Here is a 26,858-nt window from a genome sequence, read left to right as displayed (position 1 = left end):
CGCTATACGCCCATTACACGGTAGAATCTCAATATCAATTGCTAACGGAGGAAAGCGCATAACAACTAGGCTTTCTCGGACAGCTTTTTCCTCGAGTACAAATCACCCGAACTGAGCCCTCAAGCCCTCGTTCAATCCACTGGATATTTAAAATCTTGGCAACACGGAGTAATTGGGTTTTCATATGATAGGGCACCACACTCGCGCCACCATGGCTAATACAAGCTTTTTGTAACTCTCCAATCAAGGCGACAGCATCAATCCCTTGTGCATTAATAGCAGGATTGAGATCAAGACCCGCACACAGCACCCTTGGACGATTCGCGACATCAACAATTTTTACTGACTCACAGCAATACAGACGCGGTTTGCCATTGACGTTCAGGATCGAAAGCTGAGCACTGGCACTATTGCTATCATCATGAAATTTACGAAATACGGCCCAGTGCTGACACGGATCGGCAACGCTACGCATATTGCCCCAAGGTAAAGGAATGCCATTTCCCCGATACACCGCCTTGAGTTTACCGGCTTGATAAGCATCAAAATAATGCCAATGTGGATAAGGTGAAACCGATGTCATTCTGCGCATTGCGACGGAAGCCGAAATACCAAGTTGCTCATGGACGCGCACATCGTAACCTCGGCTTTCGAGTAACTGCCGAAATGGTGTACGGGGACATAACAAGGCCCCTGCGAAGAAGCTCGATTCAAAATCCTGCCACGCGCTCAAAATATCTTGGGCATTTGGAGTATCATGATCGGGGTTATCGTTACTTTTACGACTTTCTCCAGTAGTGAGTACACATTCTAAACCCTCACTATTGTGAAGCACAGCATGGCCAATATGAACAGCTAAATCGTATTTCATTCTCGCGGGATGTGCGTGCAATGCGCGATTTATAAACACCATGTTTGGCTCTTTGAAATAAGAAGTGATCATCCCCTCACCGTCAGGTGAGGATTGCTCAAACCACTCCACTTTTCGGCCTTTTGCTATTAAAATTGCCATGAGGTCATCACAGCTGAGATAGAGATTTTTACCTCCCACTTCATCGGCTGCTCGCTCTAAATCAGGAAAGTGGTTTTGATGGTGTTCTTGATGGGCACGGATCAAAAGGTGCGCAAACTGCCTACCACTGATCCCCGCTTGGGATAGCATTTCTGGGATCGCAATTTGTAATATCTCTTTGGCAAATAGAAAGTTGGGCTCTAGAGCCATCCCCATTATCCCACCGAAATTGCCTTTATCTGGCGCTATCTCCGGTGCTTCAGGTTGACTGTCTAAAAACCACTCAATCGGCTTTTGAAAAACATTAGAGAAGTTTTCGAGCATCGCTTCGCTTGGCGTGCGCTGGCCTCTTTCAATCATTGACAGGTAGGAAACGGAAGGCGCGCTGGCTGGCTCTTGCTTAACGCATCGAGCCGATAAATCTTCTAAAGTCAGATGGTTACGCTTTCTTAGATTTCTTATTTTAGTACCCAAAAAGTGAGATTTTCTAATTAAGCTTGCAACTTTTGCCATGATTTCACACCCCATTTTTGTGAAATTCACACTGTGAAATTCTTTTTGTGAAATTATTTGAATATTTAACTTACACTCAAAATGTACACGAAACAACCAGAATATATTTCCCAATTTATGACAACATGAACAAGTGAGGTGGATCATGGCAGCGCAATTACAACCGCATACAGAGCAACCAATTGACAATACGAAAGCGCAACAATCAACGCTGGCAAAACAGTATCTTGATGAACAATGTCCTTTAGAGTTTGGCTCACACATGGAGGTGACAGACTATGTGGTTTACTACAATCACCTGCTTGCGTTTTTTGCCAACGGCACCCATTGTGGTTTAAAAAATTGTAGCCAATTCGTCGCGCTTTGCGGTCACCGCGAAACGCCAGAGGCTATTTTGTTAAAACAGGACGATGGCTTACATATTGAAATTACCTTCAATCGCACCGGAATGCTCGGCCAATTTGATAGCGCCCATATCGAAGATATTATCGTCGAAACACCACTGGCGTCTGTGGTTGGTAAAAAGACTAAAACCCAGCTACAAAAACTGTGGATGAGCTTTTATCACGGCGTGCAACAACCGGCAGGAAAAGCCTGTTACCGTGCCAAAAATGGGGATGATTATGAACTTTGAGTAAACACTCGATAATTTGTAATCAAATCGCTCAAACATTCAGTAAGTTTTAAGCTAAGCTAATTAAAATATCGCTCTTTTTTCGACTGAGCACATGACTAAATTGCTTAATTTTCTAAAAAACATTAACTGGATGCTTTGGGCGCTCATACTTGGCATTTTTGCTGGTTTAGTTTTCGGTGAACGGTTATCATTTTTAAAACCTATCGGTACAGGTTTTGTAAACCTGATGCAAATCACCATTCTCCCTTATATTGTCGTCAGCCTTATCGTGGGTTTAGGGAAATTTAATCCCGAACAGGTTAAAAGTATTCTTGCAAAAGCGGCGCTAGTCATGATCTCTATTTGGATAGTAGGTCTTGCTGTGATCTGGTGCTTTATTATGACATTACCAGCGCATGATGCCGGGACCTTTTTCTCCCCTGCACTGGTCGCCGCAGCGCCCGAAGTAGACTTCGTTAAACATTATATTCCCGCTAATCCTTTTGCTTCTATGGCTGAAGGTAATGTACCTGCCTTAGTCATATTTTGTATTGCGCTAGGTATGGCGCTTATTTCCAATCAAAAGAAAAACCGTTTACTCGATGTGTTAGAGGTCGTCGGACAAGGCCTGTCGGTTATTTCAAAGAAGATCATTGCCATCTTCCCTATCGGCATTTTTGCGATGACTGCAAGCACCGCTGGTACCATGAGCGCAGAAGAACTGTCTGAGTTACAAGTGTACTGGGTTGTCGTTTTATGTGTCGGCATGTATTTGATGCTAGTACTACTACCTATGCTTGTTGCTGCACTCACCCCTGTTAAGTACCGCGACCTCATCATGGTTATGCGCAATGCATGGATCACCGCATTTAGTACCGGCAACGTTTTTATTGTATTACCAGTGATCACCGAAGGGATCAAAGATCATTTACGCAAAATTAAGCAAAGCGACGAAAGCTCTGATCACATCGCTGAGGTATTAGTTCCTATCGCTTATACCTTTCCGAGTTTAGGAAAGCTTACTACCCTCATTTTTGTCTCTTTTGCGGCATGGCTTACCGGCAACCAAATCGGCATCGAACAAATTCCTAATGTGTCTTTATCGGCGATGTTAAGTTACTTTGCTAACGTACATATCGCTATTCCCTATTTACTCGATACCTTGCGTGTCCCGGCTGATACTTATCAATTATATTTATCAATGTCTGTACTTACCGCAAAAGTGGTTTCGCCGACCACTGTGGTATATATCTTCGCATTTGTGTTTTTATGTATTTTCATCAACCGCAGACAATTACACCTAAAACGCGTGCGTTCGGTTTATTATTTAACGCTACTATCTGCATTACTTCCAGCATTTATGTTGTTGAGCTTTACAGCAAATAATTACCTTGGTAAACAAACTAAATCGGCCGATGAGGCCATTACTAATATGGTGATATCAGATACCGTCCCTGCTCATGTGCTCAGCTATGTCCCTAAAGCATACCAAAGTGGTGAGTTGTCTTTAACAAATATCGATGTGATTAAAAAACGTAACCTGCTACGTATAGGATATCTGGTTGATAACGTACCATTTAGTTACTTTAATCAAAAAGATCAGTTAGTGGGTTTTGATATCAGCCTCGCACACAGGCTCGCATCCGACCTTGGGGTTAAAATCGAGTTTATTCCTTTTAAAAAGCCACAACTGGCGGAGTATCTCAACAAAGGCTATTTCGACATTGCAATGTCCGGCCTTGAAATTAATATTGCCGACTTACAAAACGTGCGTTTTAGTGACAAGGTGTTGGAACTGCAACTAGCGCTTTTGGCCAAAGATCATGATTTGAAGAAGTTTGCTGACAAATCAGCCCTACTTACGCTTGATAAGCTGAATTTAGCTCACGTTGAATATGCTCCGCTACTCAAACAATTGGCACAGCAAAACCCTAAGGTAAAAGTATCCAGTATTAATAATCTGCAAAGCTATTTTAAGTACCCAGAGAAATATGACGCCTTAGTGATCAGCGCAGAGGCAGGCTTTGCATGGAGCATGTTCTACCCTGAATTTGGTGTGGTGGTGCCGGAGGGGGCGAGTTTGAAATACCCTGTTGGATTTGCCGTCGCCAAGCGTAATCAAGATTTATTGAGCTATGTGAATGCTTGGCTGACCATCCAGCATACCAATGGCCGCATTGAAAAAACTTATGATTACTGGATCTTAGGAAAAGGCAGTGTGCAAAAGCAAACTCGTTGGTCGTTAATGGATGAACTTGAAATCGACCCTAACACACTTATTGATAAACTAAAGTTCTAATACCAACGGAATAAAAAACGCCGTCAGTTAACACGTTAACTGACGGCAAGTCTACTCACTGGGCGAGCTAGCTTTCAAGCTCACTTTAACCTTAGCCAAACCACAAAATAAAACAAGTTTTTAACAAAAAATTCATCATTTTGATAGCCGGCTTCGTAAACCACTACTGCGACTTACACTTCGATTCATACCCTGCACTAATACTTTATATTGCGCCACCAATTCAAACTGCTGTTTAGCTCGGGTGATCCCTGTATAAATAAGCTGGCGGTTTATCCCCTGCTGCGCACGTTGAATTGGTGGTAGTATCATTGCCGTGTAAGCAAACTCAGAGCCTTGCGATTTGTGGATAGTCATCACGTACACTCTATCAAAGCTCGGCAATCTGGCAGGATAAAAGCGCCTAATGCTGCCCTGTTCATCAATAAATGATGCCTGTAGCTCACCCTGTTCATCGCGTAAAATGATCCCGATATCGCCATTAAACAGTTTCAACTGGTAATCGTTTTGGGTGATCATAATGGGCATACCAACGTAAAAGCGCCCTGTCGGTTGTACCAATCCCATTTGACTAAGCTTAAGCTCTATTCTGCGATTTAACTCGTTCACACCGTAAGGGCCTTCTCTCACGGCCGCAAGCAATTGATAACTGGCAAACTCGCTATGAATTATGGCCTCACTCTCACCATGATGAATGGCAAGAAGGTATCGTTGGTATTGCTCCGCCGCTCTGGCAATTAGGGCATTGTAGGTTTCACTATTTAATTCATGATGCTGTATATCGCTATAACCTTGCCCCAGCACGCTGTCTAATTGCCGCTTATTGTTACTATTTACGGCAAATGCTAACTGACCAATCCCACTTCGACTGTCAAAACGGTGACTTTTTTGCAAAAATGCCAGATTATCTTCCAACATAAAGTCAGCGCTGGTATCACTCGATTCAGGCAAGTTTTGTTTACTCAACTCAGCTAACTTTGCTTTCAGTGCCTGACTGTAATGTGGTGCTTGCCCAAGCGTTAAGTTTTCACATAAGTCGCTAAGTACGTTACCGGTATCTACCGATGCGAGCTGATCTTTATCGCCGAGCAAAATAAGCCGTGCATGTTTTGGTAGGGCATCCACCAGCTTCGCCATAAGCGATAAGTCCACCATGGATGCTTCGTCAACAATCAGTACATCAACATGCAGCGGGTTGTCTTGATTGTGACGATAGTGAACGCTATTAGGGATAACGCCTAGCAAGCGATGAATAGTTTGCGCCTGCTCTGGCAGTAAATCAGCAAGCGCTGGCGACAGATTTAACTTCGCTTTCGCACCGATAATTGACTCACTGAGCCTCGCAGCCGCTTTGCCAGTTGGCGCAACTAGCTTGATGGTCAACGGCGCACTGTTATAAAGCGATTGTAAAATCGCAAGCAGTTTTGTGACCGTCGTGGTTTTTCCCGTACCTGGACCACCCGTGATGACACAAAATCGCTTAATGATAGCAAGTGTACAAGCCACTTTTTGCCAATCAATGTCTTCTTCACTGGCTGGAAAAAACGACGCCAACAGTGCACCCAGTTTTGCTTCATCCAGCGTAACATCGGCTTTTGCCAACATTTCAAAGTGTCCCGCAAGCCTTGCTTCATAATTTGCTAATCTCGCCAAGTAGAGCTTATTACCGTATAGCCGAAGCGGTTTATCTTCACCGATTGCAGGATGCTGTGCGAGCGCAGCAACGGCTATACCCGAGCTTGAAAATGGCGACAACTCTATAGATTCATCCGCAACCGCGTAGCTGAGCTCAAACGGATCCTGGTAATTAATACCGTCTAGCTCTAAACAACTATGCTGACGTCCATGAGCGATTAATAATAGTAAAAATACATAGTAGTGATCGTCATAGCCTTGCTGATTCAACAACTTGGCTAACGCGATATCGGCTTTACCAACTCGTTTGTGTTCAAGCAATAGCGCCGTGAAACCGTGATGGTCAAATGCCTCAAAGTCCATACTTAACTGGCTCATACAGACTCCTCAAATAATGCATCTAATTCTAATACCTGCTTTACGCTTAACTGATTGAAGAAAATCCCCTGATTGTCCGGTAATGCGCGTAAGAACAAATAGTAGTTTCCACCTAAATGCTGCTCAGGGTTATAGTCCGCAAGGCGCTGCTTTAACAAGCGGTGAAGTGCCACGGTATAAATCATATACTGTAAATGATACTGATGAGACGACATCGCGGCATTGAGGTTATCGTAGTGATAATCTTCTGGGTTATCGCCAAGGTAGTTGGACTTGTAATCGAGAACAAAAAACTGTCCTTGCCACTTGAAGATTAAGTCGATAAACCCTTTCAGCATGCCTTTCACATCATCAAAGTTTAAAAACGACTTTTGCCCAGTAATATCACTGAGGGCCTTGTTTAGCTTCACCGCGCAGAGTGGTTTTAGTGGTAAATAAAACTCCATTTCAACAATGCAGTCGTCTGGTGACAGCACACCAAGTTGTAAATGAGGATGTGGTGCAAGCGGTGCTGCCAAACAACTTGTTACCCAACGCTCTGCAGTCTCTTGCCATTCGGTCGCAATACCAAACTTATCCAAAGATTTAGTGACGGCTTCGGTCAGCGTAAACTTATCTTCGTTTTTGGGGGTATGCGGTGCGGTAAAATCAATGAGCTCAAAAATTTCGTGCAAACAGCTACCCGGCTTGGCGCCCTTAGGAAAAGTATAAGAGGCTTTTTCCCGCTCTTGACGCTGCTCAGGCAAGTCCAGTAAATGGTTTTCGTCCACAGCCCCTGCAGGTTTATCACCATGATGCGTGTGATAGCTTAGCTGGCTAAAGCTTGTGGTACGCCAGTGGCGTTCAATCTGACCCGTGAAAGTTTTCGCGGACAAAGCTAGAGGCTTGTCTTCAAGCGATATCTTTATCGCTTGCCGTGGCGCAGTGATTTCATCTAATTTTACACATTCCATTGCCGTATGTGTTTTACATAACTGGCTTAAGGCACTTTGCCAAGCCTCGGCACTGTCAAAAGTTTCCGTGCCAAACAAGGCAAATCCTAAAGCTGTTTTATGCAGCGCAGACTTTTTACTGCGCCCTTGTTGAATGTCGTAAAGCCCAAGCTCGCAATAATGCACCGCTCGCGTCAGTGCAACATAAAGTAAGCGAATATCCTCAGCCAGTCGTTCTTGCTCTGCTTTTTCTTTGGCGTCATCACTGGCTTCAAGGTCGACAACTAGCTTATCTCCTTGATGATAAACCAATGTATCAGGCTCACGAAACCCTAGTGCAAATGGCATAAAGACAATCGGATACTCCAAACCTTTTGATGCATGCATGGTCACGATTTTCACCAGATTAGCATCACTCTCTAAGCGAATTTGGCTGCTGCCACTCTGGGCGTTATTTAGCTGCGATAAAAACCAACGTAACACACGACCCGTACCATCAAGCTCTAATTGCTTATGCTGTAAAAGCTCAGCCAAATGACGAAAGTCAGTCAGCCAACGCTCCACTTCCATTCCCTGCTGCTGCCAAATCACTGGCAGCTCACAAGTTATCAATAAGTGTTCCAACATCGCCATTGCGCCAGAGCGATGCCACAACTGTGTTAACTCACTAAATAGCTGCAAATAACCTTGCCACAGCTGTTCATTAAACTGCAAGTCGTACAGTGCTTGGTTGTTTAAATAAAATAATGGTCCCGCAAGCACGCCTCTGAGCGCCGCTTCATCGTAACTCCCGTGTAGTACATCAAGCAGTTGATACAACGCGATTGCTAGCGGCTGCCTAAATACACTATCTCTGGCAAGGTACACACTGGCAATATCGAGTTGATTTAAGGCTCGTTTTATCAAGCTCGCTTCTATGCGGTCACGAACTAACACACAGATATCCGCTGGCACAACTGGATTNCGCAATCCCCGACTGCCCTTGCTCGATAAGTGCTGCAACTCGGCCGGCGAACGCCTGGCTTAGCCGCGCTTGCGCGGCGCTTTTGTTAAGCGCTTCATCCTCATTTGGTAATACACTAAAGCGCAGAGCTGACGACTTTTTAGACGCGATAGTAAATTGCGCATCCTCGGCTTTACCTTGCGCGCTCACCTCAACAAAAGGGATATCTTTGTTGTAGATAAAACTGTTGGGATGGCGAGTAAATATCGTATTCACTGCGGCAACCACGTCACTATCGGAGCGATAATTGGTTGCAAGCGTATATTGCTTGTCTTGTGTAACTCCTTGCTTTGCACCGATATAAGTAAAAATATCCGCTCCGCGAAAGCCGTAAATGGCTTGTTTTGGGTCGCCTATCAAGGTTAATGCCGTATTTTCCTTTGCGTAAACTCGGCTGAAGATCCCATATTGAATAGGATCGGTATCCTGAAACTCATCTATCATAGCAACCGGATATTGCAGTGCAATTTTTTCGGCTAAGCGCTCACCACTATCGCCCATCAGCGCTTGATACAGCTGCTTAAGTAAATCGTCGGGAGAGATCAAGCCATATTCTTCTTTGTGGGCGTGAAGCAAAGCTCTTACCTCAGTCACCGCTTGTTGCACTAACGCGATTTTAAGCCCACTCCCGACCAATTGGTGGAGCTCTGCCAAGGTATCAAAGTGACGAATAAGTTCATGCTCCAACGGCGTTGTATTCTTTTTATATTGAGCAACATCAGCAAGGCTTTCACTGCCCCAAAGCCCAAACGAGTGATTGCTGCTACCAAACTCAAACCACCACTGCTCACTGTGTACATAATTCTCAAGAGCTCGAAGGTTATCCTTTCGCCCTGGCGCACGATTACCTGCCAGTCCCGATTTCTTCAACACATTGATGTAGTCAGCTTTGACTATTTCGGCCTTTAACCACATTGCTAATGTTTGGTATTTTTCGCGAGCTGCAAACACCACATCTAAGGAAACTGAGGGTTTAATTTCGGCATTTTCTCTTGCTAATAAGGGCCTAACGTGCTTAGCCAGCGCATAAGGTGTGGCAAACTGCTCTATCACAGCCTGTGTTTTTTCTGTATCCAGTGGATAGACAAAACGTCGCCAATGATCTGCCATCGCGGCGTCAATCAACTCGCTTTCATCAAGAATAAACTCGAGGTTAAATGCAACCTTAGACTCAAAGGCATGTTGCTTCAGCATTCTTTGGCAAAAGCCATGAATGGTGAATATCGCGGCCTCATCCATTGACTTAGCGGCAGCATCAAGGAGATCAAAGGCGCGCTTTTTATCTTCAACTTGCGCCAAAATGGCATTGATCAGTTCATCTTTACAGACTTCACCTAGTAGCGCGTCTCGAGCTTGAATAATGCGTTTTCTCACGCGGTCTTTGATCTCTTGTGTTGCCGCTTCTGTGAAGGTTACCACTAAGATTTGTTCAACGCTTAACGGCTCATATTGTTGATCAGAAGTACGCAAGCCAAGTAAGTAGCGCAGATATAAACCAGTTATGGTGTAGGTTTTCCCCGTACCTGCACTGGCTTCAATTAGGTTTTGGCCACTTAAAGGCATAGTAATGGGGTTAAGCATCTCCATGACGTACCTCCTCAGCGGCATTAAGAATAGGTGTTAACAAAGTAAGGCTAAGCGCACAAAAATCCGCTTCATGAGCTGACAAATCGCTATAACATAGTTGAACATAGGGATCTTCTCCCTCTCCTCGACCAACATATTGCGGCTTAAATTTATATGTAGCCTTTTTAATATCCTGTGTCTTGGCGTATTCCATACTTGAACTTGGGAAAAATGCCACAGGTTCGCTCAACGCTTGTTTATAAAAAGCCAGCCACTGCTCCAAATATTGCTGAGCTTGTGACTGTGAAATAGCGGCAAAGTGCACGCTTTGATCTAGCCCAACAATATAAGTAGTGACTTCATGTCCCATTACGCAAGCCGCGCAGTGATGTAAAAACCCTTTAATTAAATCTTTCGCTTTAATACTGGCGCTACGATAGTACACTTGCCTGTTTTCATACACACAATCAAGCCAGCCAACCAGTAAATGCTCTGCAATACCAAGTTTTAGCTCTAGAGCTTCCTTTGGTTCATTAAGCAAAGGCGTTAGTACCTTAACCATAGGTTCAACGCGGGTAAGCAGCCCCTCTAGCTGTAGTTTGCCGATGTTCGCTTGTGGCAGCGAGCCTCGTTGTAATATCTGTTCAAGATTTAAGGGCCGTTGTTGTAGCTGAGCATCTAGCACTTCATCTAAATATTGATAGCGCTCCAATGCATCTAATGCGAAAGGCTCTTCATCAAGTGTTAATGCTTCTATTGGTTTGAGTTTAATACCCAGCGCTTGCTGATAAAATAACTTTTGCGGCTCACAAACACCTCGTAGCAAATCGCTAAACTCAATTTCTGCGTCTAAAACTGGTGCTAATGGTTTTATCTCCTCAGCTAGCGCCGCCCTATGCTGCCAAAGCCAAGTACGATTGTAGCTCTGTAGTGAGCCCACTTTAAAATGTTCGGGATTAAAAGGTTGTAATGGCAACTGTGAAGTTAATCGAGTAACAAGCGGCTGTTTTGGCATATCTTCAAAATAAAAGCTGCGATCTAGATATTCTGTCAATTCGCTGACTAAAACGGATGGCACTTGGGCTTCGTTGTTAAAACAAGAGCGGCCAATATAACTGATATACAAGTTTTCTCGAGCACTGAGTAACGCTTCTAAGAACAAGTATCTGTCGTCTAATTTTCGCGAACGGTCGCCTTTACGTCTCATGGAGTGGGCGACTAAATCAAAACCGATAGGCTGCACGGTACGAGGATAGTCCGCGTCATTTAGGCCAAGCATACACACCACTTTAAATGGAATCGCACGCATCGGCATCAGCGTACAAAAGTTTACCGCTCCGGCTAAAAAGCGCTGCCCAACCCCTTTTTCTCTGACGCCTTGCTTAACCAAATACGCTAATATTTTTGCTGAGACTGGCGCTTGAATATCGCCATTTTCATGGTGTTTTTCGATATTCTCTATAATCTGCTCAAGCTTAAGTAAATCCCAACTCTGTTCAGATTCTGACGAGTAAAATAAGGTCATGGTTTCACGTAAAATTGCTGCGAAACTCGTTAACGTCTTTTCGCTGCTGAGTTGTAGTTTTAACCAGATAAGCGCATCAACAAAGCCGATAAGCTTGTTAAGCACCGCCACCGACATACCTTCGACTTCATCAGCAGGATAAATGGAAGCAAACGGCGTCTGTTCGTCACTCGTTGCAACCCCCAAGAGCAAACGGTTGAGTCCATGCTGCCACGTATTTAGTGGTATTTTTGGCAAGCCATATTCGCTTTTATGGCTGTCGTTTAAGCCCCATTTAACACTGACCTGATCGAGCCAATAGCGAATTAAGTCAAACTCATGGCTTTCAAGGTTAAACTGTTCGGCGATCGGCGCAACGCCCAGCAAATCGAGAATATCCGACACGCAAAAACGGTTATTGGGTAAGTCTGTCAACGTCACGAAAGACGTTAAAATAGGCCGCTCTTGCTCAATTGCAAGATCGGAAATCGCATAGGGGATCCGCAGTGTATCTTCACTGCTGCCAAACACCGCTTTAATAAATGGCGAATAGGTACCCACATCAGGCATCATGACGATAATGTCTTTAGGCGTCAGGCTAGGGTTTTGTTCAAACAGATTAAGTAAATAATCATGGAGCCGCTCGACCTCACGCAGTGGCGTATGGCAATCCTGAAAAACGATACTGGTATCATCGGCCATAATGGGTAGCTTGCCCTGCTGCGAAACAAACCAATTTGGATCCGCGGTTAACGACTCTCCTTTAAATGCCAACTGGTAGATTTCTTGCTGTACCTGACCAAGCAGGCTGTCATCAAACGCGTCATCAAATCCGTCAATCCAACTGGCATCAAGCTGCAATAATTGCTCAAAATAGTCACGTCCGAGCTTTCCCCATGAAGAGAGGAGTGGATTGCCAATATAGTAATATTCGCCGTCTTTCGCTTCGAGTTCTGGCTTCTTAGCGTATTTTGCAGCAACTTTAGCTTGAGTCTTCTCATCGACTAAATCTCCCCAGTAGTGTGCACTGGGGTTAAAAAAGAATAAAAATACATTCGTTTTTTGGCCAAGCGCATGAAAAATATCAAGCTGACTGGTCGATATGGCCGACAGTCCAAATATACAGATCCGCTCGGGAATCTTGCCTTCTGGTGTATTGGCCAACCCTTGCAATAACTTATCGTGCATGTTGGCACGATGATATGGACTTTGTTCAAGCGCTGCAACATGACGGACTAAACGACGCCAGAGATCAGGCTGCCAAGGGGCAATAGCTTCAACATCCACATCATCCAGCGTATCTTGACCCTGCTCCCAAAGTTCAATCCACTGGGGCCGGTACATTAAATATTGGTCAAAAACGTCGGCAATTTTTTCACACAACGCAAAAAGTTTAATTCCTGACGGGTCGTCACCTAAATAATGCTTAAGCGCAATATATTGAGGCTTATCAATGCAGTCGGGTAATAGCGTAAATAGTTTCCAAGTCATATTGCTTTTATTAAAAGCGGATTCCTTGGGAACATCATCAATGAAATTTTGGTATAGCTTCCAAATGAAGCTAGAAGGTAATGGAAAGTCGACCTGTGCACTTATTCCTAAGTGTTGACTCATGCCCAGTTTGAGCCATTCAGACATACCAGGAGATTGTACTAACACCACTTCTTTTGCAAAAGGGTTAGCGAGCGGTGCTGATTTTATGAGTGTGCAGAGTTGTGCCTGCAAGATTTCCATTCGATTCGATTGGATGATGTGTAACATGTTGCCTGCCATGCAGTTTAACGCTGTATTAAGTGTATCTGAATCTCCTTGCGAGCGGTAGTCATTGAGGTAAATGCGAGTGTGCTTGAGTAGAAAATCGACAACCGCCGCTTCTCAGATAAACGGTTAGAACAAATCTATATCAGAGCTCTCTTCCAGCGCTTCAATTTTATGCTCAGACAACAACGCTTCGTAAAAACAAAGCATATCGCGACCGTTATCTTTTGCGTAATAAAGTGCCTTGTCTGCATTCTCAAGCACAGTAATGGGGAAATCATATGGACTAATGCGAGACATTCCGACACTGACGGTGAGCTTTTTTACAAATGGGAAGTGGGTATTTCGTACCAACTCCATAAACTCGTCCATCTTAGCTTTTATAGAATCGTAATCGGTTGGCTCAAAGACCAGTACAAACTCTTCACCACCAAAGCGAAACAATAAATCTGTGGAGCGAAAAAACTGACGCATACGCTGCGCTAACAACAGTAAAACCTCATCTCCGCATACATGTCCGTAGTTATCGTTCACTTTTTTAAAGTGATCGATATCCATGATCGCAAGCCACGAGGTTGCACCTTTATGCACCGAGCGCACATCACCATGCCATACCGTTTTATGTTGTTTGATAACTTGTTTTTCAATCAGTTGTTTCAAGCGCTTTTCAAACGTTTGACGATTGAGTAATCCGGTGAGTTTATCGCGCTCGTTTTCGTGGAGAATGGTGAGATAATTTTCAAAAATGCGGCAAAATGCATTGAGTAGCACTTGATCTGCACTAGACATACCTGTGCTTATAACTGCGATAGCACCAACGGGCTTTTCCTGAAGGCTGATTGGCACCCAACGATGCTCAATACCATCTTTAGCTTGCACCGTAATGATACAAGCTGACTGCAAGCAAGAAATTAATTCCTTATCGGGCTCTTTAACTAGACTTCGCTCTTCCCAATCAAATTCCTTATCGGACAATTTTCTTAGCAACAAGCTTCTCTCTATCGCGATCTCTCCAGGAACGAGCAGATCCTTATAAACAGCAACCTCTTTACAACCTATGAACTCTTGAATGGTAGACACTAAGCTGTATTCGAGAGAGTCAACATCTCTCGTTTTTGTTATTTTGATAACGGAATTTAGTAAATCTTCTTGCATGTTCGACGCACTCACAACTGCATTGCTGTCATATTATTACACACTTAGCGAACAAATAAACTCCAAAGCACTCCTTTATTCCTATCAATGTTAAAAAATAAGCTACAATCCAGTTGATTATTAATTAGCAAATACTTGAGGGTTAAACATTTAACTGCTCTCAAGCTTAATTGATAAAGATGACCGCTCTTGCATCAAAAGTTTTCGCTGTCCCACTGATGCCTGCTTTAAGCTTATGCAATGTACAAAAAAATGCCAAACTTAAGTGTTTGGCATTGCTATAAACCCATACTTATGGATTGGTTTTAGTTTAGCGTTGCGAGCATAGACTCATCATACTCTTTCACGACTTGGCCGGCTTGCACCCTCTCCACGTAATCAGGGTTAGCAATAAACGGCCTACCAATCGCCAATAAATCAAATTGTTGGTTTTGAATCGCTTCTGCGCCTGACGCTGCAGTGTAGCTCCCCACACCAACTAACGTTCCTTTATAGATGTTACGCAAATAAGCTGAGGCACTGCCGCCCAAATACTCAAACTCCATCGCGTCATCAAAGATACCCACGTGCAGATAGGCTAACTTACGACTGTTTAAGGCAGTGATTAAGAAATCAAATACCGCTCTGTCTCTTTGGTCACCATCCATGTTAAAATAAGCACCGGGTGATACTCTCAGACCCACTCTGTCGGCACCAATACGATCAGCGACAGCATCGGTGACTTCCAGAGCAAATCGACTCATATTTTCTGGTGTTTGACCATACTCATCGGTACGCTGATTCGCCGCGTAATGTAAAAATTGGTCAATTAAATAACCATTGGCGCCGTGAATCTCCACTCCATCAAAACCAGCCTCAATCGCGTTTGCCGCCGCTTGGGCATAATCGGCAACAAGTTGTGTGATTTCTTCCAGAGTTAGCGCTTTAGGAGTTTGATAGGTGAGTTCACGCATTCTTGGAACCGTACCCTCAACTCCAATAGCCGACGGTGCTATGACTTCTCCGTCAAAAAAATACGGGTGTGCAACACGCCCAACATGCCACAACTGCGCAAACATTTTGCCACCTTCGGCATGTACAGCATCTGTTACTTTTTTCCACCCTGCAATTTGTGCTTGTGTAAACAAACCAGGTGTATTCGGGTAGCCTTGCCCATCAGGACGAATAATCGTCGCTTCACTAATGATTAATCCTGCTTTGGCTCGCTTAGCGTAGTACTTCACCATGTCATCGGTAGGAACTAAATCATCGTCTGCCATACAGCGCGTCAATGGTGCCATCAAGATGCGATTATTGAGTGATATCGTATTATTTAGTTTAACATTTTCAAAAAGTACCTGTGGCATGCGTGTCTCTCCATATTTGAATATACATTCAAGATAGGGATTCTTGAATCATTATTCAAGTTAAACCTTTACATTTTTTTAATTGTTATCAAAAATAGGGATGAAGTATTGGTATAATGGCGACGTTTAAACCCATTTGATACACTTAGGAAATCGATGAGAACAGCAGAGTTTGATAGAGAAACCGTACTGAGAAATGCCATGCAAGCATTTATGACTTATGGCTATAACAAAACCAGTATGCCCAAACTGACCGAAGTAACCGGACTCCATCCTGGTTCTATCTACTGTGCGTTCAAAAATAAAAAAGGTTTGCTACTGGCCGCCATAGATCAATATCAAGCAGACCGACGAGTGCATTATCAAAAGCTGTTCGAAAACAGCACCAGCCTTCGTTGTGCACTTGAGCGATTCTTACAAGATCTTGTCGGTGAGTGTTTAGGCGACGAGTCAAAGAAAGTGTGTTTGCTCACCAAAACGCTTAATGAAATTGGCGAGCAGGATGCGGAAATTCAAACGGCACTCAGTGCTAACTTGCACCAATTTGAATCACTGATCAGGCAACAGTTTTTAATAGCTTGGCCCGATAGCGAAGCATTAAGTGAAGATGAAGCCACTAAGAGCGCGCGTTTCTTTATTATGTCTGTATATGGTATTCGAACTTATGCAGCGACGCAGTGCGATAGCTCACACCTCAATGCACTGGCGGATAGGTTATTGGAAGTCTCCGTTTAAAGCCGAGGGCTTCGCACTTGGTAAAATTGCTGTTTAAACGTATCGTGTAAACTCTTGTCTATGTATTCGAGATGCCAGTTAATAAAGCGCTCGTCCACAATCAAGTTCGCCAATTCAGAGTTAACCGCCGCTAAAAACCCGCGTGTAACGGGTGTATCCCGACAAGCGATATGCCCAGTAATAAATGGAGCAAAATCACTTACTGTAATTGGTACGGGTTTTTCTGGTGCACCTTTCGCGTGGTATGCAATAACCGAGGGATATTCAAGCAGCAACTCAAAGCGCTTATTCATCAACATAGAATACATTTGTGCTTCATTTTCACTACCTTCTTTCACGTAGAGCTGATCTGGTGGCGTTTGCCGTATCATGGCATCAGCAATATCACCATATGAGCGCTCTTTTTCTATGCCCAACAACCACTTGGGATGACTCGTTAACAATGCTTTTAGGTTTTGCTCGGTTTGTGTAGGCGACAATTGCGCAGAGGGTGCAGCAAAAACTTGTAGCCCCAAAAAATAAGTGGTCGGCTCAGAAAATAACAATATTTTACTGCGCGCTTTATTCACAACTAAGTTTCTAACGCACTCCCCTTCACCGCCCGCAATATTTTTAAGCGCGCGGTCAACACTGGCATCAGACTGCGTAATCACAAACTGAGTTAATTGGCTCTGCAGATAGGAAAATACACTACTTTCAGTTTGAACACCATGAGAAGGGTTATTGTAAACTGTGATTGCTTGTGGCTGGGGCTGAGCGATTGAATAGCTACAACAAAATAACAAACCAGATAGTATGCCAAGTCTATTCATTAATACGTCCCTTTATTTCCCGTTAAAACGTGCAACAAGCCGTTTGATTTATAATGCAGAGTATACAACGAGAACAAGCCCAAGATAAATGAATCAACGGAATTGATATCTATGGATGCTGTTCACACAACACTGTTACTTTTGATATTTTTCGTACAGGGAATCTATGGAGTATTCAAATAGCGCTTTTATATGATTTTTAGCCTCTGGGATTGAGACAAGCTCAAAATCGACGGAAACAGATTTACCACCAAATAGTCCAAAGGTAGCTGGCTTAGACACAACATCCAAAGTCAGTAATCCGCTATTATTTTCTATTGGTGTCAATTGGTATGAGGCGCACTTACCGCCTTCATCTCCAAGTATAAAAAAGAACCCGCCCCCTTCACCAAACTCCTCGAACAATTTCAATTCTTTGTCCCAAGGGTAATGATCAATAACATCGAAAGCTTCACGATAAGAACGTAGTTCTTTTTCATAATTGATGAGCTCTGTGCCACCGTCACGGTGTTGGTAATAAACTTTAACTCGTTTCACTAAACTTGCCTTATCCATTAACATCACATTTTTTAAGAATTTGCTGGCGTAGAAAAACCTTCAGCAACTTAGTTGACACACTCTACATTTGCGCGGCAAATACGTCATGTACTTTCTCTGGTGTTAGCTGGTTGAAATCACCGTCATAATAGCTTTCGACATATTCAATAAAAGCACTTGGGGTGGTAGTAATAGCTGACAGAAGCCAGCTCGAACCGTCATCTTTAACATTATTAAGCTCTACTGCTTCCCGAGACCAAATCGCTTCACTATCAAGTCGCCAAATGCAAAATGTGACCTCTTCTATTTCGAAAACCTCGTCATTCAGTACTTCCACCAGCTCCGTTGGTGCTCCATTGTACATCCCCGGCCATACACCGTACTCTTCTTGAGCATGAGGGCTAACTTCCGATTCATGATCGAACCCCTTGATAAGGATCGACTCGTCTTTGATCACGACAGCAATATTGTCGCCGCCTCCATTATCGTAAGTCGCGATATCAATACCAAAAACCCAATTTTCGGTATAAGTAAAACAGCGCAAATACGCATCATCTGAGATTTCAATATCTAATACCGCACTGGCCTTAAGAGCCAACTTCAATGCCTTATTTGATATTTTGTTGAGTTCCATCTCTTTCTCTATGTTGGAGGTGAGTTATTGAGCGCTTCATTGTTGCTTCAAGATTTCATTACTCAACTTTTCCTGAATTTTTTCAAAAAATACTGAGTACCGCATAAACTCTACTAAAATCACATTTTAAACAATGAGTTATAAGTCGCCATAGCCTAGAATTGTATTTGTCTGCACTAATAAACATAGCCCGTATTACGCTATGCTCTGGTATTACAACTCCTTTAAGGCTTAACTGCCAAACACGTGGTGCTCCCTTTGCCAAAACCAATTGCCTTTTGCTTTATCACACATCAAGTTATATAAATGGTCAACTAAAGTCGCTTATAATTCTTGATAGTAATGACCACCTTTCATTTGTTAGCATTAGTCGCAACATGCGAGGAATGTTATTTCGCTTTTGGAGAAAATGTTAGCACCGACCTACTTTTTATACAGAAAAAATTAATACGCGTTAGTTTGACAAGGAGACTAGATGAAAATACTTAAATTTATTTTGATCCTTTTGTGCATTACCACTTTTTTATCTATTTTCATTTTTAACAAGGAGGCACTTGCATGTGAAATTACACCGCTTATGGGATTTAAAGAAACTTACCCAGAGATTTATGCTGATGACTCTATGAAAAAAACAGAGCAAGAAAATTTTATTGAATTGGTGCAAAAAGCAAAAAAAAGAGTTGATGAAACTTTTGGTAAAATGAGCTCCAATCCAAGGTATATTGTGTCCAAAAACTCGGCATACTGGAAATTTGGTTTCAACCCAACAGGGATGGCGCGAAGTTCATTATTTAGGGAGTGTGTGTTTATTGGCCCCAAAGGCATTAATATTGATGTGATTGCACACGAGACAGCACATGCAGAGGTGTTCCATAGAGCTAACTTTTTTACTAAAAATTTTAAAATGAAACCTTGGCTACTTGAAGGCTCGGGTACTTATGTAGACTACAGACAACCACTACTACTAGAGAACATAAATATTGATAGTTCAAAAGTAAATCAAGTAATGGAATTATCAGACTTTTCTCCTCGAGAAATTTGGGCTTATCAAGCATCAAGAGTCGCGTTTGAAAGAATTGATCCTAAAAAACTCTACGAAGGCATAGATAGATTAAATTCAGGTGAAAACTTTGATACCGTGTTTGCAAAGTAAAGCTAAGCGATACTTAAATAAAGTGCATCAAAGCAGCCCTTTAACACTTTTCGCTACAATTTTAGCTAACTTTTATCTGTCAATTATGCAGACGTAAACTTTAAGCCTATCTGAAAACTTAGCGGCTTTTATAAAAATGAAAACAATTTTTGAACATACTCAATCTAGTGTTTTAGTGCTCCCCCAGGCTCTATTTGCGATCAAAGATGTGGCTGTTGTCAGTCATCATAAAAACTCCGTTATTTTTTATAAAAATCTTGAGCGGGACTTGGTAAACGTTGAGTTTTACATCAATACACCATGTTTGATATATATTGAAAGCGGGCGTGAGGTTATTACAAACCGTGATAACGACACGATTGAGTTGAAAGCGGGAAGCGCAATATTTCTCCCTCAAGGGCTAAAACTACAATCTGATTTCGTTAAAGAAACGGAGTCCTTAAAAGCTTACTTGGTATTTTTTGATGACAGTGTTGTTGTGGATTATTTGAGTAAACTTAAAAAGCCCTTAGATTGCCCCAATAGCGCGCCAGCCTTTTGCTTGTTGGAAGGTTGTAATGACTTCAGCGCTTTTTTTGATTCAATTATAGGTGATATAAAATCATCTTCTTATTTAAACATTAAGCTACAAGAGCTACTCCACCTTATTTCTTGGAAAGACAGCCACGCTATTTTTCATTCCGTACTATCCTCAAAAAGGCAGATCCCTCCTCAGCGAAATCTTACCCGACTATTAGAAACGCTTGATGTACTTCACCTCACTGTTAGTGATTTAGCGCATTTATCAGGGAGAAGTCTTTCTAGCTTTAATCGTGATTTCAAAGCGACTTACAAAGTTACACCACAAAAATGGTTGCGAGAAAAAAAACTATCTCAGGCTAAAACGTTGTTGGTAGAAAAAGAGTTGTCTGTGACACAAGTCGCTTTGACAGTGGGCTATGAAAATGTGTCAGCCTTTATCAAAGCGTTCAAGCTTCAATATGGTATAACTCCAAAACAAATAAAACGATGTAAATGACGGAAAATCGTTATTTTTGACATTCCTTGGGTAGTTGGTGCTCAGCAGGTTAGATAATCTGAGTGAAGATAACCATAAGGAGTAAAACAGATGAGTGTAAGAGTTACCCTAAACTGCCAAGTAAAGCCTGATCAATTTCAAGCCCTACTTCCCTTTTTGGAACACAACTTGCCCAACGTAAGAGGCTTTAAAGGAAACTTGCAGGTTAGCGTTTTATATGACGAAAAAAATGATGAAATGCTTTTGGATGAGGAATGGCTAACGGTAGAAAGTCATCGAGCATATTTGAATTTCATTAATAATAACGGTGTATTGGAAAAACTAAGTTCATTTCTCAGTGCTCCACCTGATATTAAGTATTTTAACAAGATAGAAGTTTAGTTATCCCAAGAATCGCTTGAGAAGCACTAAGCTACTTTTTATAAGACTATAAAATGTGGCTCGTTATGTAAGCTAATATTTGACATGAATCAGGCTATAAAATTAGTAAATAATTGAATACCTAGTCACTATCAAATTGCATAGAGAGCCTAATGTAACATTTTGTCTAATATTTTGAACAAAGCAGCATTAGCCGATGCAAAGAAACTAAAGCGACAACTCTATGCTGCTATCTAATCAAATTTACATGGAAAACATGATGAACAGTTGGATATTTTCTGCAGGTATCATCGCGCTATTGACGTCACTTATACATATCTTCGCAGGTCAACTAGATCCTATTAGGCCACTTCTTAAAAGTAATCTACCTGATATAGGTAAAGCTACTCTCTTAAGTTGCTGGCATCTAGTGTCAACTATTTTGGTCCTTTGCGGAGTGTCCTTAAGTATTATTGGCTGGTACGACTTAGATTCATTTCATCATTTAGTCATTGGGATCTCGATTTGCTTCATTATATTCTCTGTCGTTTTTATATTAGTTGGCTGGTATTTTTTTAAGTTACAAACGTTCATTAAATTACCACAATGGATTCTATTATTGCCAATTGGAATTTTGGGGAGTATTGGTATCATGTAAAGACAACAAGCCAATGCTCATAAAGCTATCCCCTGTAGTTAGAAATAGTGATGGGTTCCATATTCCATCAGCTCAGCTGTCGGACTTTCATTGCTATCGGCCACATCTGCGAGCTTTGCAGAATAAACTTCCGGAGCAGCTGAACTATGCTACTATTGAGCTTATAGTAAAACCTTAATAAAAACGCAGAAACTTCTCCTAATGCTTTGAGAGGTTTGACTATATCTAATGCCTAAGAGCGAATGTTTTTAGCACCAGTAATACATCAGTTAGTCCCAACTATAATAGAAGCAAACAGGAAGAAAAGTATTTATTTCTACTATTTTACCAACGAACTCTTACTTAACCCTTATATAAGAAAGGGTTAACATACCACAGGGACAGACAGTATGGATATATCAGATACCCGATGGCACACTAAAACCAAAGCTTCACCCGCTACCTCATTTCGTTCGAATACGGCCACCAACCAGAACAATACCAATACACAGGTGTCTGTTTCTTCATTGGCAGTGAGGCTAAAAGAAGCACAACAGGCGATTGACTCAGCCCGTTTAAATCAGCAATCATTTCTACAGAATAACAATGTATTAACGTGGCAATCGCAAAGCAATCAAGAAGAGATTAATTCGGCTAAGTGGGAGTTTGAGCAACTGTCCAAACCTCAACTGGAGACTATCGCCATGGATCCCAGTAATACCTTTTCAAAAGCAGAGAAGGCTGCTGCTTACGAAAAGTGGCATGCACTTGATCAACGAGCGCTGTCTGAGTTGAAGCGGAACGCCCTCAATGATGATAATGCAATGACATCATTTGAAGCAGCGCTATACACACATAGCCAGACATTCTCAGAACTCGGTAAAGCTATGCTCCCTGATGATTATCTTTCGCAAGCACAGTCACACTTCGAGTCAGCGCTCCAAGACATGAACTTATCAGCGCATACAATGAGCAATCAAGCTGAGCATTACTATAGCCTAATGGTTACAGATCTGTATGCAGGCAATGAACCTAAAGTGCACAATGGCGCTGAAGGGATGTCTTCACATAACTTAGAACGCAGCAACTATGACTTCTTGACTCATAAAGACAGATTTATGCTGGCTGATATGTATGAATATGCAGAGAAAAGTGGCATAGATTTCGAGTATATTCAAAAACTTGCTAGTGACATAGGAAACTACCGACGACATGATGACGGCAAATTACTCAGTAATTTCAACGAGGGGCATTTTAATACCGAAGGCCAAAAGCTCACTGTCGGATTTACGCAAAGAGATCAAGCCTCTATAGATCGCCTGATGAATAATGGTGCACTATCTTCCAGTGCTCTGGACGCGGGCTTTGTATCTTTTATCACAGACCCTGGCCTTGGCGCACTCTCTCACCAAGGCAGCTACCAGTTTCTGGCACATATAGCAGAAGTAACAGCCGGTATTGCGACCAGTGACTCAGCAACGCAATTTAAAACGTTCACCGAGGCAAGTAGCATCAACGAACGCTATGTCATGACCCAATCTGAAGAAAGTATTTCCCTCCCAGAACCGGATGTGACATGCAAAAACGGGGTCTGTGAGGTAACCGAAAAAGGACGGAAAAATGGCGTAACCTTAACGCAAAATACTCAAGTGCTCGCACCGCCTATTGAGTTCAAGCCCGCTCAATTTAATACCCTACTCCACCTACAAACCGACCCCAATACTCAGAAATCAGTCTGGTTCGAATGGCTTTTAGAAAAGTAATTTTTAAACTTAAAGTGGGCGTGGACACCTCTTCTAGACGTCTTAACCACCCTGCGTTGAAGCGTTGCATTATAAAGCGACTATGTATGTGATAATAGTAATGGACATTATCGTTTTCATTACTGTGAGGGAGTTTTGGGTCAGTAGAGTATAGTTGCCTTTTAACCTGCAGCACACAATTACAGATAATCGAGCGGTATTTTTAGCAAATAAAGCTCGGTACACCGCTAGCACTTAACTAAAACGCGTACCTATGTCACTCTGCATTCTGCAGTGACTCAAATAAATTGAAATCTTCTTTCAGAAAGCTAACTTCACTAGTTCTATCTTGTACACTTTTGGGTAACTGCTTAAAATCAACCTCAGCCTCAGCATAATCGTAATATACTGCGGACCCGACTCTATTTAAATTTGTAATAAACTCCAAGACTTCAGAATCTTTCTGTGAGGCTAAATTTACAGCAATAAGCTTCGCAAACTTATTGTACTCTGACTCCTCACACCTTTTTCGATTTAAGCCATAAAAATAGATTAGCACTGTATTGTAGTGCTCATTAGAAATCCCTAATCCGTGCAATTGCTCAGCTTTTATAACTCTACTCGAGTCACATTCTGATTTTTTGTAACCTAGCATAGAGACACTTTTCAACAAGTCTTCAAAAACTTGCCTTTGCACTTTATCCAACTTAGCTGTATCAAGTTTAATTAGCTCAGATTTATCAATTTTTCTGCTCTTGAATAGCTCTTCGTAGGTCGATGACGCAAATATTTGAGTAGCAGCTAATGTTGCCAGCAAACCAAAAGTAACTTTTTTCATTGTACTTTACACCCTTTAGCAATAGCCTTCCAAAACTGCTTCTCTTTACTATCTGAGACTTTACTCCAAGTTAGAACAGCTCTAGTATGAATTTTCTCTCTTACGATTAGCGAAACTCCATTCATAGCACTTGAAAACTGAATGAAATCTGTTGAAGCGACGTTTATCGAACTAACAGCAGCATTGTTGCCAACAAATATTGTAGCAACTTGTCCTGCAGCAACCGAATATGCTAGTAGCTCACCGACCTCTTTGATTTCTTTTATCTTTAGTATTGCTTTTTTGGAACGCTCAGAGAATTCTAAGCCTTTTATTTCTGGACATTTAATAATCATCTCCTTGATTTTTAAGTTAACAACTTAAAACATTTAGATGAACTCAAGGTTAATAAAATTTTGAAGTAAAAATTTCAGGCACCCATCATAAGTTTGTTACCATCAGTGATGGCGAAACCGTTTCACTACTTCGCTACCTCAAATTCGGATGGCTGTGCTGCCTGCAACTCCAACCGATAATCTAAAGCTAAATTGCACAAACAAAGATATTTTTAAATAGAAATGACGTAAACCAGAAGGGTTTTTGAAAATGCGCTGTATTTAGGAAATAAAAATAAAGTTTAGGGTTATCATAGCCCCAAATTGTCCCCAAAAGTACGAGCAGCTTTTAGTAGGTGATTGATTTGAATAAAGAAGGAATGGCGGAGAGAGAGGGAGTCGAACCCTCGATACGCTATAAACGTATACACGAGTTCCAGTCGTGCGCCTTAAGCCACTCAGCCATCTCTCCGCACTGAATTGCGGGGCTAATACTATGAAAAGCCTCGCACTTTATCAAGCAGTTTTTTGCTTTTAGGATCTATTTGTCTATTAATCCTACTATTTCTGCAAGGATGCAGAAAAATCTAGCATGCGATTGAGCGAACGTAGTGCGCCTTCACGCAATTCCATATCAACGAAGACTTCTTTACCTTGTGGACTAATGAGCGCTTCTTCAATTGCCTGTAGGCCGTTCATTGCCATCCAAGGGCAATGAGCACAGCTACGACATGTAGCGCCTTCACCAGCGGTTGGTGCTTCGAAGAACTCTTTCTCAGGGCAAAGTTGCTGCATTTTGTAGAAGATACCGCGATCGGTGGCAACGATAAACTTCTGATTATCCATTTCTTGCGCAGCTTTAATTAATTGACTCGTTGAGCCTACTGCATCCGCTAAGTCTACGATTTCCGCAGGAGACTCAGGGTGAACCAGTACCGCAGCGTCAGGATGTAGCTGCTTCATGTCTTTAAGGGCTTTGGTTTTAAATTCATCATGAACGATACACGCACCGTTCCACATGATCATATCGGCGCCCGTTTTCTTTTGGATATAAGAACCCAAGTGCTTATCCGGACCCCAGATGATTTTTTCGCCTTGTTCATCAAGGTGCTCAACAATCTCAAGCGCGCAAGAAGAGGTGACGATCCAATCCGCTCTTGCCTTTACCGCAGTTGAGGTATTGGCGTATACCACCACTTTTCTGTCTGGGTGTTGATCGCAAAACGCAGAAAATTCGTCGATAGGGCAGCCTACGTCCAACGAGCAAGTTGCTTCGAGTGTTGGCATCACAACGGTTTTGTGCGGTGTCAATATTTTTGCCGTTTCGCCCATAAAGCGCACGCCGGCGACGATGATCATGTCTTTGTCTTCTTGCTTAGCGCCAAAGCGTGCCATTTCTAATGAATCAGCAACACAGCCGCCTGTTTCTTCAGCAAGTGCTTGGATCTCAGGATCAGTATAATAATGGGCAACCAGTACCGCATTTTTTTCAACTAATAGCGCTTTGATACGCGTTTTATACTCTGCTTTTTCTTCAACGGTAAGAGGGGCAGGTTTTGGAGGAAAGATATAATCTTCCGGCATAATACGTTCAGCTAGACTCATTTCTCGACCACTAGTCCACATTGCATAATTAGGTAGAATTATACGAAAAATACAGGGGTAATCCTAGCGAATGTTTGGCTCAAAATGGCGAGATTAAGAAAGTATTTTGAATAATATATGAAGAATAAGAGGATGGTGGGTCATGATGGACTCGAACCATCGACCAATGGATTAAAAGTCCACTGCTCTACCAACTGAGCTAATGACCCGCTCAAGCATTAAAAGTGCCATTGATTCGTCCTGAAGAGGTGTTCCGGCTCGTCGTCCTGACTCGCGTTTAAAAGCTGTGAAGCCTTGCTTCGGCCTTTTTTCACCCAACTGAGTTAATGACTTGCTCAAAATGGAATTCGTATGCTTGTAAGTGGTGGGTCATGATGGACTCGAACCATCGACCAATGGATTAAAAGTCCACTGCTCTACCAACTGAGCTAATGACCCGCTCAAGCATTAAAAGTGCCATTAATTCATCCTGAAGAGGTGTTCCGGCTCGTCGTCCTGACTCGCGTTTAAAAAGCTGTGAAGCCTTGCTTCGGTCTTTTTTCACCCAACTGAGCTAATGACCCGCTCAAATATGAATTCTAAAGCTTGTAAAGTGGTGGGTCATGATGGACTCGAACCATCGACCAATGGATTAAAAGTCCACTGCTCTACCAACTGAGCTAATGACCCGCTCAAGTATTAAAAGTGCCATCAATTCATCCTGAAGAGGTGTTCCGGCTCGTCGTCCTGACTCGCGTTCAAAAAGCTGCGAAGCGA

Annotated in this window: 18 protein-coding genes, 4 tRNA genes and 1 pseudogene; 7 read left to right on the top strand and 16 right to left on the bottom strand. The window is 42.4% G+C overall.

Annotated elements, in window-relative coordinates; genetic code table 11:
• Window positions 1-34: 34 nt before the first annotated feature.
• Complete coding sequence (locus CKO50_RS13130; RefSeq protein ID WP_095728516.1) at window positions 35-1,525, bottom strand: DUF3612 domain-containing protein; 1,491 nt, start codon at window positions 1,523-1,525, stop codon at window positions 35-37.
• Window positions 1,526-1,670: 145 nt separating this feature from the next.
• On the opposite strand from CKO50_RS13130, the gene CKO50_RS13125 reads away from it, so the two are divergent.
• Both CKO50_RS13125 and CKO50_RS13120 read left to right on the top strand, forming a co-directional pair.
• Window positions 1,671-2,159 carry a malate synthase gene (locus CKO50_RS13125; RefSeq protein WP_095728515.1) on the top strand — a complete coding sequence of 163 codons (489 nt, stop codon included), beginning with the start codon at window positions 1,671-1,673 and terminating at the stop codon, window positions 2,157-2,159.
• A 94-nt stretch (window positions 2,160-2,253) separates the two neighbouring features.
• Entirely contained in the window at window positions 2,254-4,440 is a 2,187-nt protein-coding gene (locus CKO50_RS13120) for a cation:dicarboxylase symporter family transporter (protein WP_095728514.1), read from the top strand.
• Between the two features lie 135 nt (window positions 4,441-4,575).
• Here the strand turns inward: CKO50_RS13120 and recD are convergent, their stop codons facing one another.
• The 5 genes and pseudogenes from recD to CKO50_RS13095 form a co-directional block, all read right to left on the bottom strand.
• On the bottom strand, window positions 4,576-6,453 hold the full coding sequence (gene recD / locus CKO50_RS13115; RefSeq protein ID WP_095728513.1) for an exodeoxyribonuclease V subunit alpha: 1,878 nt from the start codon (window positions 6,451-6,453) through the stop codon (window positions 4,576-4,578).
• Window positions 6,450-9,975: pseudogene (gene recB, locus CKO50_RS13110) on the bottom strand (exodeoxyribonuclease V subunit beta). Before recB ends, recD begins: the two are co-directional and overlap by 4 nt.
• Window positions 9,962-13,219 (bottom strand): exodeoxyribonuclease V subunit gamma, encoded by a 3,258-nt coding sequence (recC, locus tag CKO50_RS13105; RefSeq protein ID WP_176474661.1) that lies wholly within the window; start codon window positions 13,217-13,219, stop codon window positions 9,962-9,964. The pseudogene recB and the gene recC overlap by 14 nt, the downstream one beginning before the upstream one ends.
• A gap of 126 nt (window positions 13,220-13,345) precedes the next feature.
• Window positions 13,346-14,371, bottom strand: coding sequence for a GGDEF domain-containing protein (locus CKO50_RS13100; protein WP_095728511.1), 1,026 nt, complete (start codon window positions 14,369-14,371; stop codon window positions 13,346-13,348).
• 305 nt (window positions 14,372-14,676) lie between these two features.
• Window positions 14,677-15,717 carry an alkene reductase gene (locus CKO50_RS13095; RefSeq protein WP_095728510.1) on the bottom strand — a complete coding sequence of 347 codons (1,041 nt, stop codon included), beginning with the start codon at window positions 15,715-15,717 and terminating at the stop codon, window positions 14,677-14,679.
• 156 nt (window positions 15,718-15,873) lie between these two features.
• Here CKO50_RS13095 and CKO50_RS13090 point away from each other — a divergent pair, with 156 nt between their 5' ends.
• The gene (locus tag CKO50_RS13090) at window positions 15,874-16,452 is read left to right on the top strand and encodes a TetR/AcrR family transcriptional regulator (RefSeq protein WP_095728509.1); all 579 of its coding nucleotides are present in this window, start codon (window positions 15,874-15,876) and stop codon (window positions 16,450-16,452) included.
• Here the strand turns inward: CKO50_RS13090 and CKO50_RS13085 are convergent.
• From CKO50_RS13085 to CKO50_RS13075, 3 genes are all read right to left on the bottom strand, one after another.
• Window positions 16,449-17,264 (bottom strand): hypothetical protein, encoded by an 816-nt coding sequence (locus CKO50_RS13085; RefSeq protein WP_095728508.1) that lies wholly within the window; start codon window positions 17,262-17,264, stop codon window positions 16,449-16,451. The genes CKO50_RS13090 and CKO50_RS13085 overlap by 4 nt on opposite strands.
• A gap of 135 nt (window positions 17,265-17,399) precedes the next feature.
• Entirely contained in the window at window positions 17,400-17,819 is a 420-nt protein-coding gene (locus CKO50_RS13080; protein ID WP_255229736.1) for a hypothetical protein, read from the bottom strand.
• A gap of 64 nt (window positions 17,820-17,883) precedes the next feature.
• Window positions 17,884-18,435: a hypothetical protein gene (locus CKO50_RS13075; protein ID WP_095728507.1), complete on the bottom strand. Its 552-nt coding sequence runs from the start codon at window positions 18,433-18,435 to the stop codon at window positions 17,884-17,886.
• 475 nt (window positions 18,436-18,910) lie between these two features.
• Between CKO50_RS13075 and CKO50_RS13070 the strand changes: the two genes are divergently transcribed.
• The 4 genes from CKO50_RS13070 to CKO50_RS13050 all read left to right on the top strand — a co-directional run bounded on the left by CKO50_RS13070 (window position 18,911) and on the right by CKO50_RS13050 (window position 23,366).
• Window positions 18,911-19,588, top strand: a complete 678-nt coding sequence (locus tag CKO50_RS13070) for a hypothetical protein (RefSeq protein WP_095728506.1) — start codon at window positions 18,911-18,913, stop codon at window positions 19,586-19,588.
• A gap of 136 nt (window positions 19,589-19,724) precedes the next feature.
• Window positions 19,725-20,606, top strand: coding sequence for an AraC family transcriptional regulator (locus CKO50_RS13065; RefSeq protein ID WP_095728505.1), 882 nt, complete (start codon window positions 19,725-19,727; stop codon window positions 20,604-20,606).
• A 90-nt stretch (window positions 20,607-20,696) separates the two neighbouring features.
• Window positions 20,697-20,987, top strand: coding sequence for a putative quinol monooxygenase (locus CKO50_RS13060; RefSeq protein WP_095728504.1), 291 nt, complete (start codon window positions 20,697-20,699; stop codon window positions 20,985-20,987).
• A gap of 1,026 nt (window positions 20,988-22,013) precedes the next feature.
• A complete protein-coding gene (locus CKO50_RS13050; RefSeq protein WP_095728503.1) occupies window positions 22,014-23,366 on the top strand; it encodes a hypothetical protein in 1,353 nt (450 codons plus the stop codon).
• A 256-nt stretch (window positions 23,367-23,622) separates the two neighbouring features.
• Here the strand turns inward: CKO50_RS13050 and CKO50_RS13045 are convergent, their stop codons facing one another.
• From CKO50_RS13045 to CKO50_RS13015, 7 genes are all read right to left on the bottom strand, one after another.
• Window positions 23,623-24,183 (bottom strand): hypothetical protein, encoded by a 561-nt coding sequence (locus CKO50_RS13045; RefSeq protein WP_095728502.1) that lies wholly within the window; start codon window positions 24,181-24,183, stop codon window positions 23,623-23,625.
• Window positions 24,180-24,518 (bottom strand): hypothetical protein, encoded by a 339-nt coding sequence (locus tag CKO50_RS13040; protein ID WP_095728501.1) that lies wholly within the window; start codon window positions 24,516-24,518, stop codon window positions 24,180-24,182. Before CKO50_RS13040 ends, CKO50_RS13045 begins: the two co-directional genes overlap by 4 nt.
• A gap of 360 nt (window positions 24,519-24,878) precedes the next feature.
• A tRNA-Ser gene (locus CKO50_RS13035) sits at window positions 24,879-24,969 on the bottom strand.
• 89 nt (window positions 24,970-25,058) lie between these two features.
• Entirely contained in the window at window positions 25,059-26,102 is a 1,044-nt protein-coding gene (gene nadA / locus CKO50_RS13030) for a quinolinate synthase NadA (protein WP_095728500.1), read from the bottom strand.
• A gap of 133 nt (window positions 26,103-26,235) precedes the next feature.
• Window positions 26,236-26,311, bottom strand: a tRNA-Lys gene (locus CKO50_RS13025).
• A gap of 153 nt (window positions 26,312-26,464) precedes the next feature.
• Window positions 26,465-26,540, bottom strand: a tRNA-Lys gene (locus CKO50_RS13020).
• Window positions 26,541-26,695: 155 nt separating this feature from the next.
• Window positions 26,696-26,771, bottom strand: a tRNA-Lys gene (locus tag CKO50_RS13015).
• Window positions 26,772-26,858 lie beyond the last annotated feature (87 nt).

Source organism: Pseudoalteromonas sp. HM-SA03, assembly GCF_002289345.1.
Classification (GTDB): domain Bacteria; phylum Pseudomonadota; class Gammaproteobacteria; order Enterobacterales; family Alteromonadaceae; genus Pseudoalteromonas.
This window is presented reverse-complemented; position numbering and strand designations above follow the sequence as displayed.

What these genes read in the sequence shown, in the direction of transcription:
- CKO50_RS13100 (WP_095728511.1), bottom strand. Translation starts at nt 14,371, where the DNA reads ATGCAAGAAGATTTACTAAATTCCGTTATCAAAATAACAAAAACGAGA.
- recC (WP_176474661.1), bottom strand. Translation starts at nt 13,219, where the DNA reads ATGTTACACATCATCCAATCGAATCGAATGGAAATCTTGCAGGCACAA.
- CKO50_RS13050 (WP_095728503.1), top strand. Translation starts at nt 22,014, where the DNA reads ATGGATATATCAGATACCCGATGGCACACTAAAACCAAAGCTTCACCC.
- CKO50_RS13065 (WP_095728505.1), top strand. Translation starts at nt 19,725, where the DNA reads ATGAAAACAATTTTTGAACATACTCAATCTAGTGTTTTAGTGCTCCCC.
- CKO50_RS13060 (WP_095728504.1), top strand. Translation starts at nt 20,697, where the DNA reads ATGAGTGTAAGAGTTACCCTAAACTGCCAAGTAAAGCCTGATCAATTT.
- CKO50_RS13085 (WP_095728508.1), bottom strand. Translation starts at nt 17,264, where the DNA reads ATGAATAGACTTGGCATACTATCTGGTTTGTTATTTTGTTGTAGCTAT.
- CKO50_RS13040 (WP_095728501.1), bottom strand. Translation starts at nt 24,518, where the DNA reads ATGATTATTAAATGTCCAGAAATAAAAGGCTTAGAATTCTCTGAGCGT.
- recD (WP_095728513.1), bottom strand. Translation starts at nt 6,453, where the DNA reads ATGAGCCAGTTAAGTATGGACTTTGAGGCATTTGACCATCACGGTTTC.
- CKO50_RS13080 (WP_255229736.1), bottom strand. Translation starts at nt 17,819, where the DNA reads ATGGATAAGGCAAGTTTAGTGAAACGAGTTAAAGTTTATTACCAACAC.
- CKO50_RS13090 (WP_095728509.1), top strand. Translation starts at nt 15,874, where the DNA reads ATGAGAACAGCAGAGTTTGATAGAGAAACCGTACTGAGAAATGCCATG.
- CKO50_RS13125 (WP_095728515.1), top strand. Translation starts at nt 1,671, where the DNA reads ATGGCAGCGCAATTACAACCGCATACAGAGCAACCAATTGACAATACG.
- nadA (WP_095728500.1), bottom strand. Translation starts at nt 26,102, where the DNA reads ATGAGTCTAGCTGAACGTATTATGCCGGAAGATTATATCTTTCCTCCA.
- CKO50_RS13095 (WP_095728510.1), bottom strand. Translation starts at nt 15,717, where the DNA reads ATGCCACAGGTACTTTTTGAAAATGTTAAACTAAATAATACGATATCA.
- CKO50_RS13070 (WP_095728506.1), top strand. Translation starts at nt 18,911, where the DNA reads ATGAAAATACTTAAATTTATTTTGATCCTTTTGTGCATTACCACTTTT.
- CKO50_RS13075 (WP_095728507.1), bottom strand. Translation starts at nt 18,435, where the DNA reads ATGGAACTCAACAAAATATCAAATAAGGCATTGAAGTTGGCTCTTAAG.
- CKO50_RS13045 (WP_095728502.1), bottom strand. Translation starts at nt 24,183, where the DNA reads ATGAAAAAAGTTACTTTTGGTTTGCTGGCAACATTAGCTGCTACTCAA.
- CKO50_RS13120 (WP_095728514.1), top strand. Translation starts at nt 2,254, where the DNA reads ATGACTAAATTGCTTAATTTTCTAAAAAACATTAACTGGATGCTTTGG.
- CKO50_RS13130 (WP_095728516.1), bottom strand. Translation starts at nt 1,525, where the DNA reads ATGGCAAAAGTTGCAAGCTTAATTAGAAAATCTCACTTTTTGGGTACT.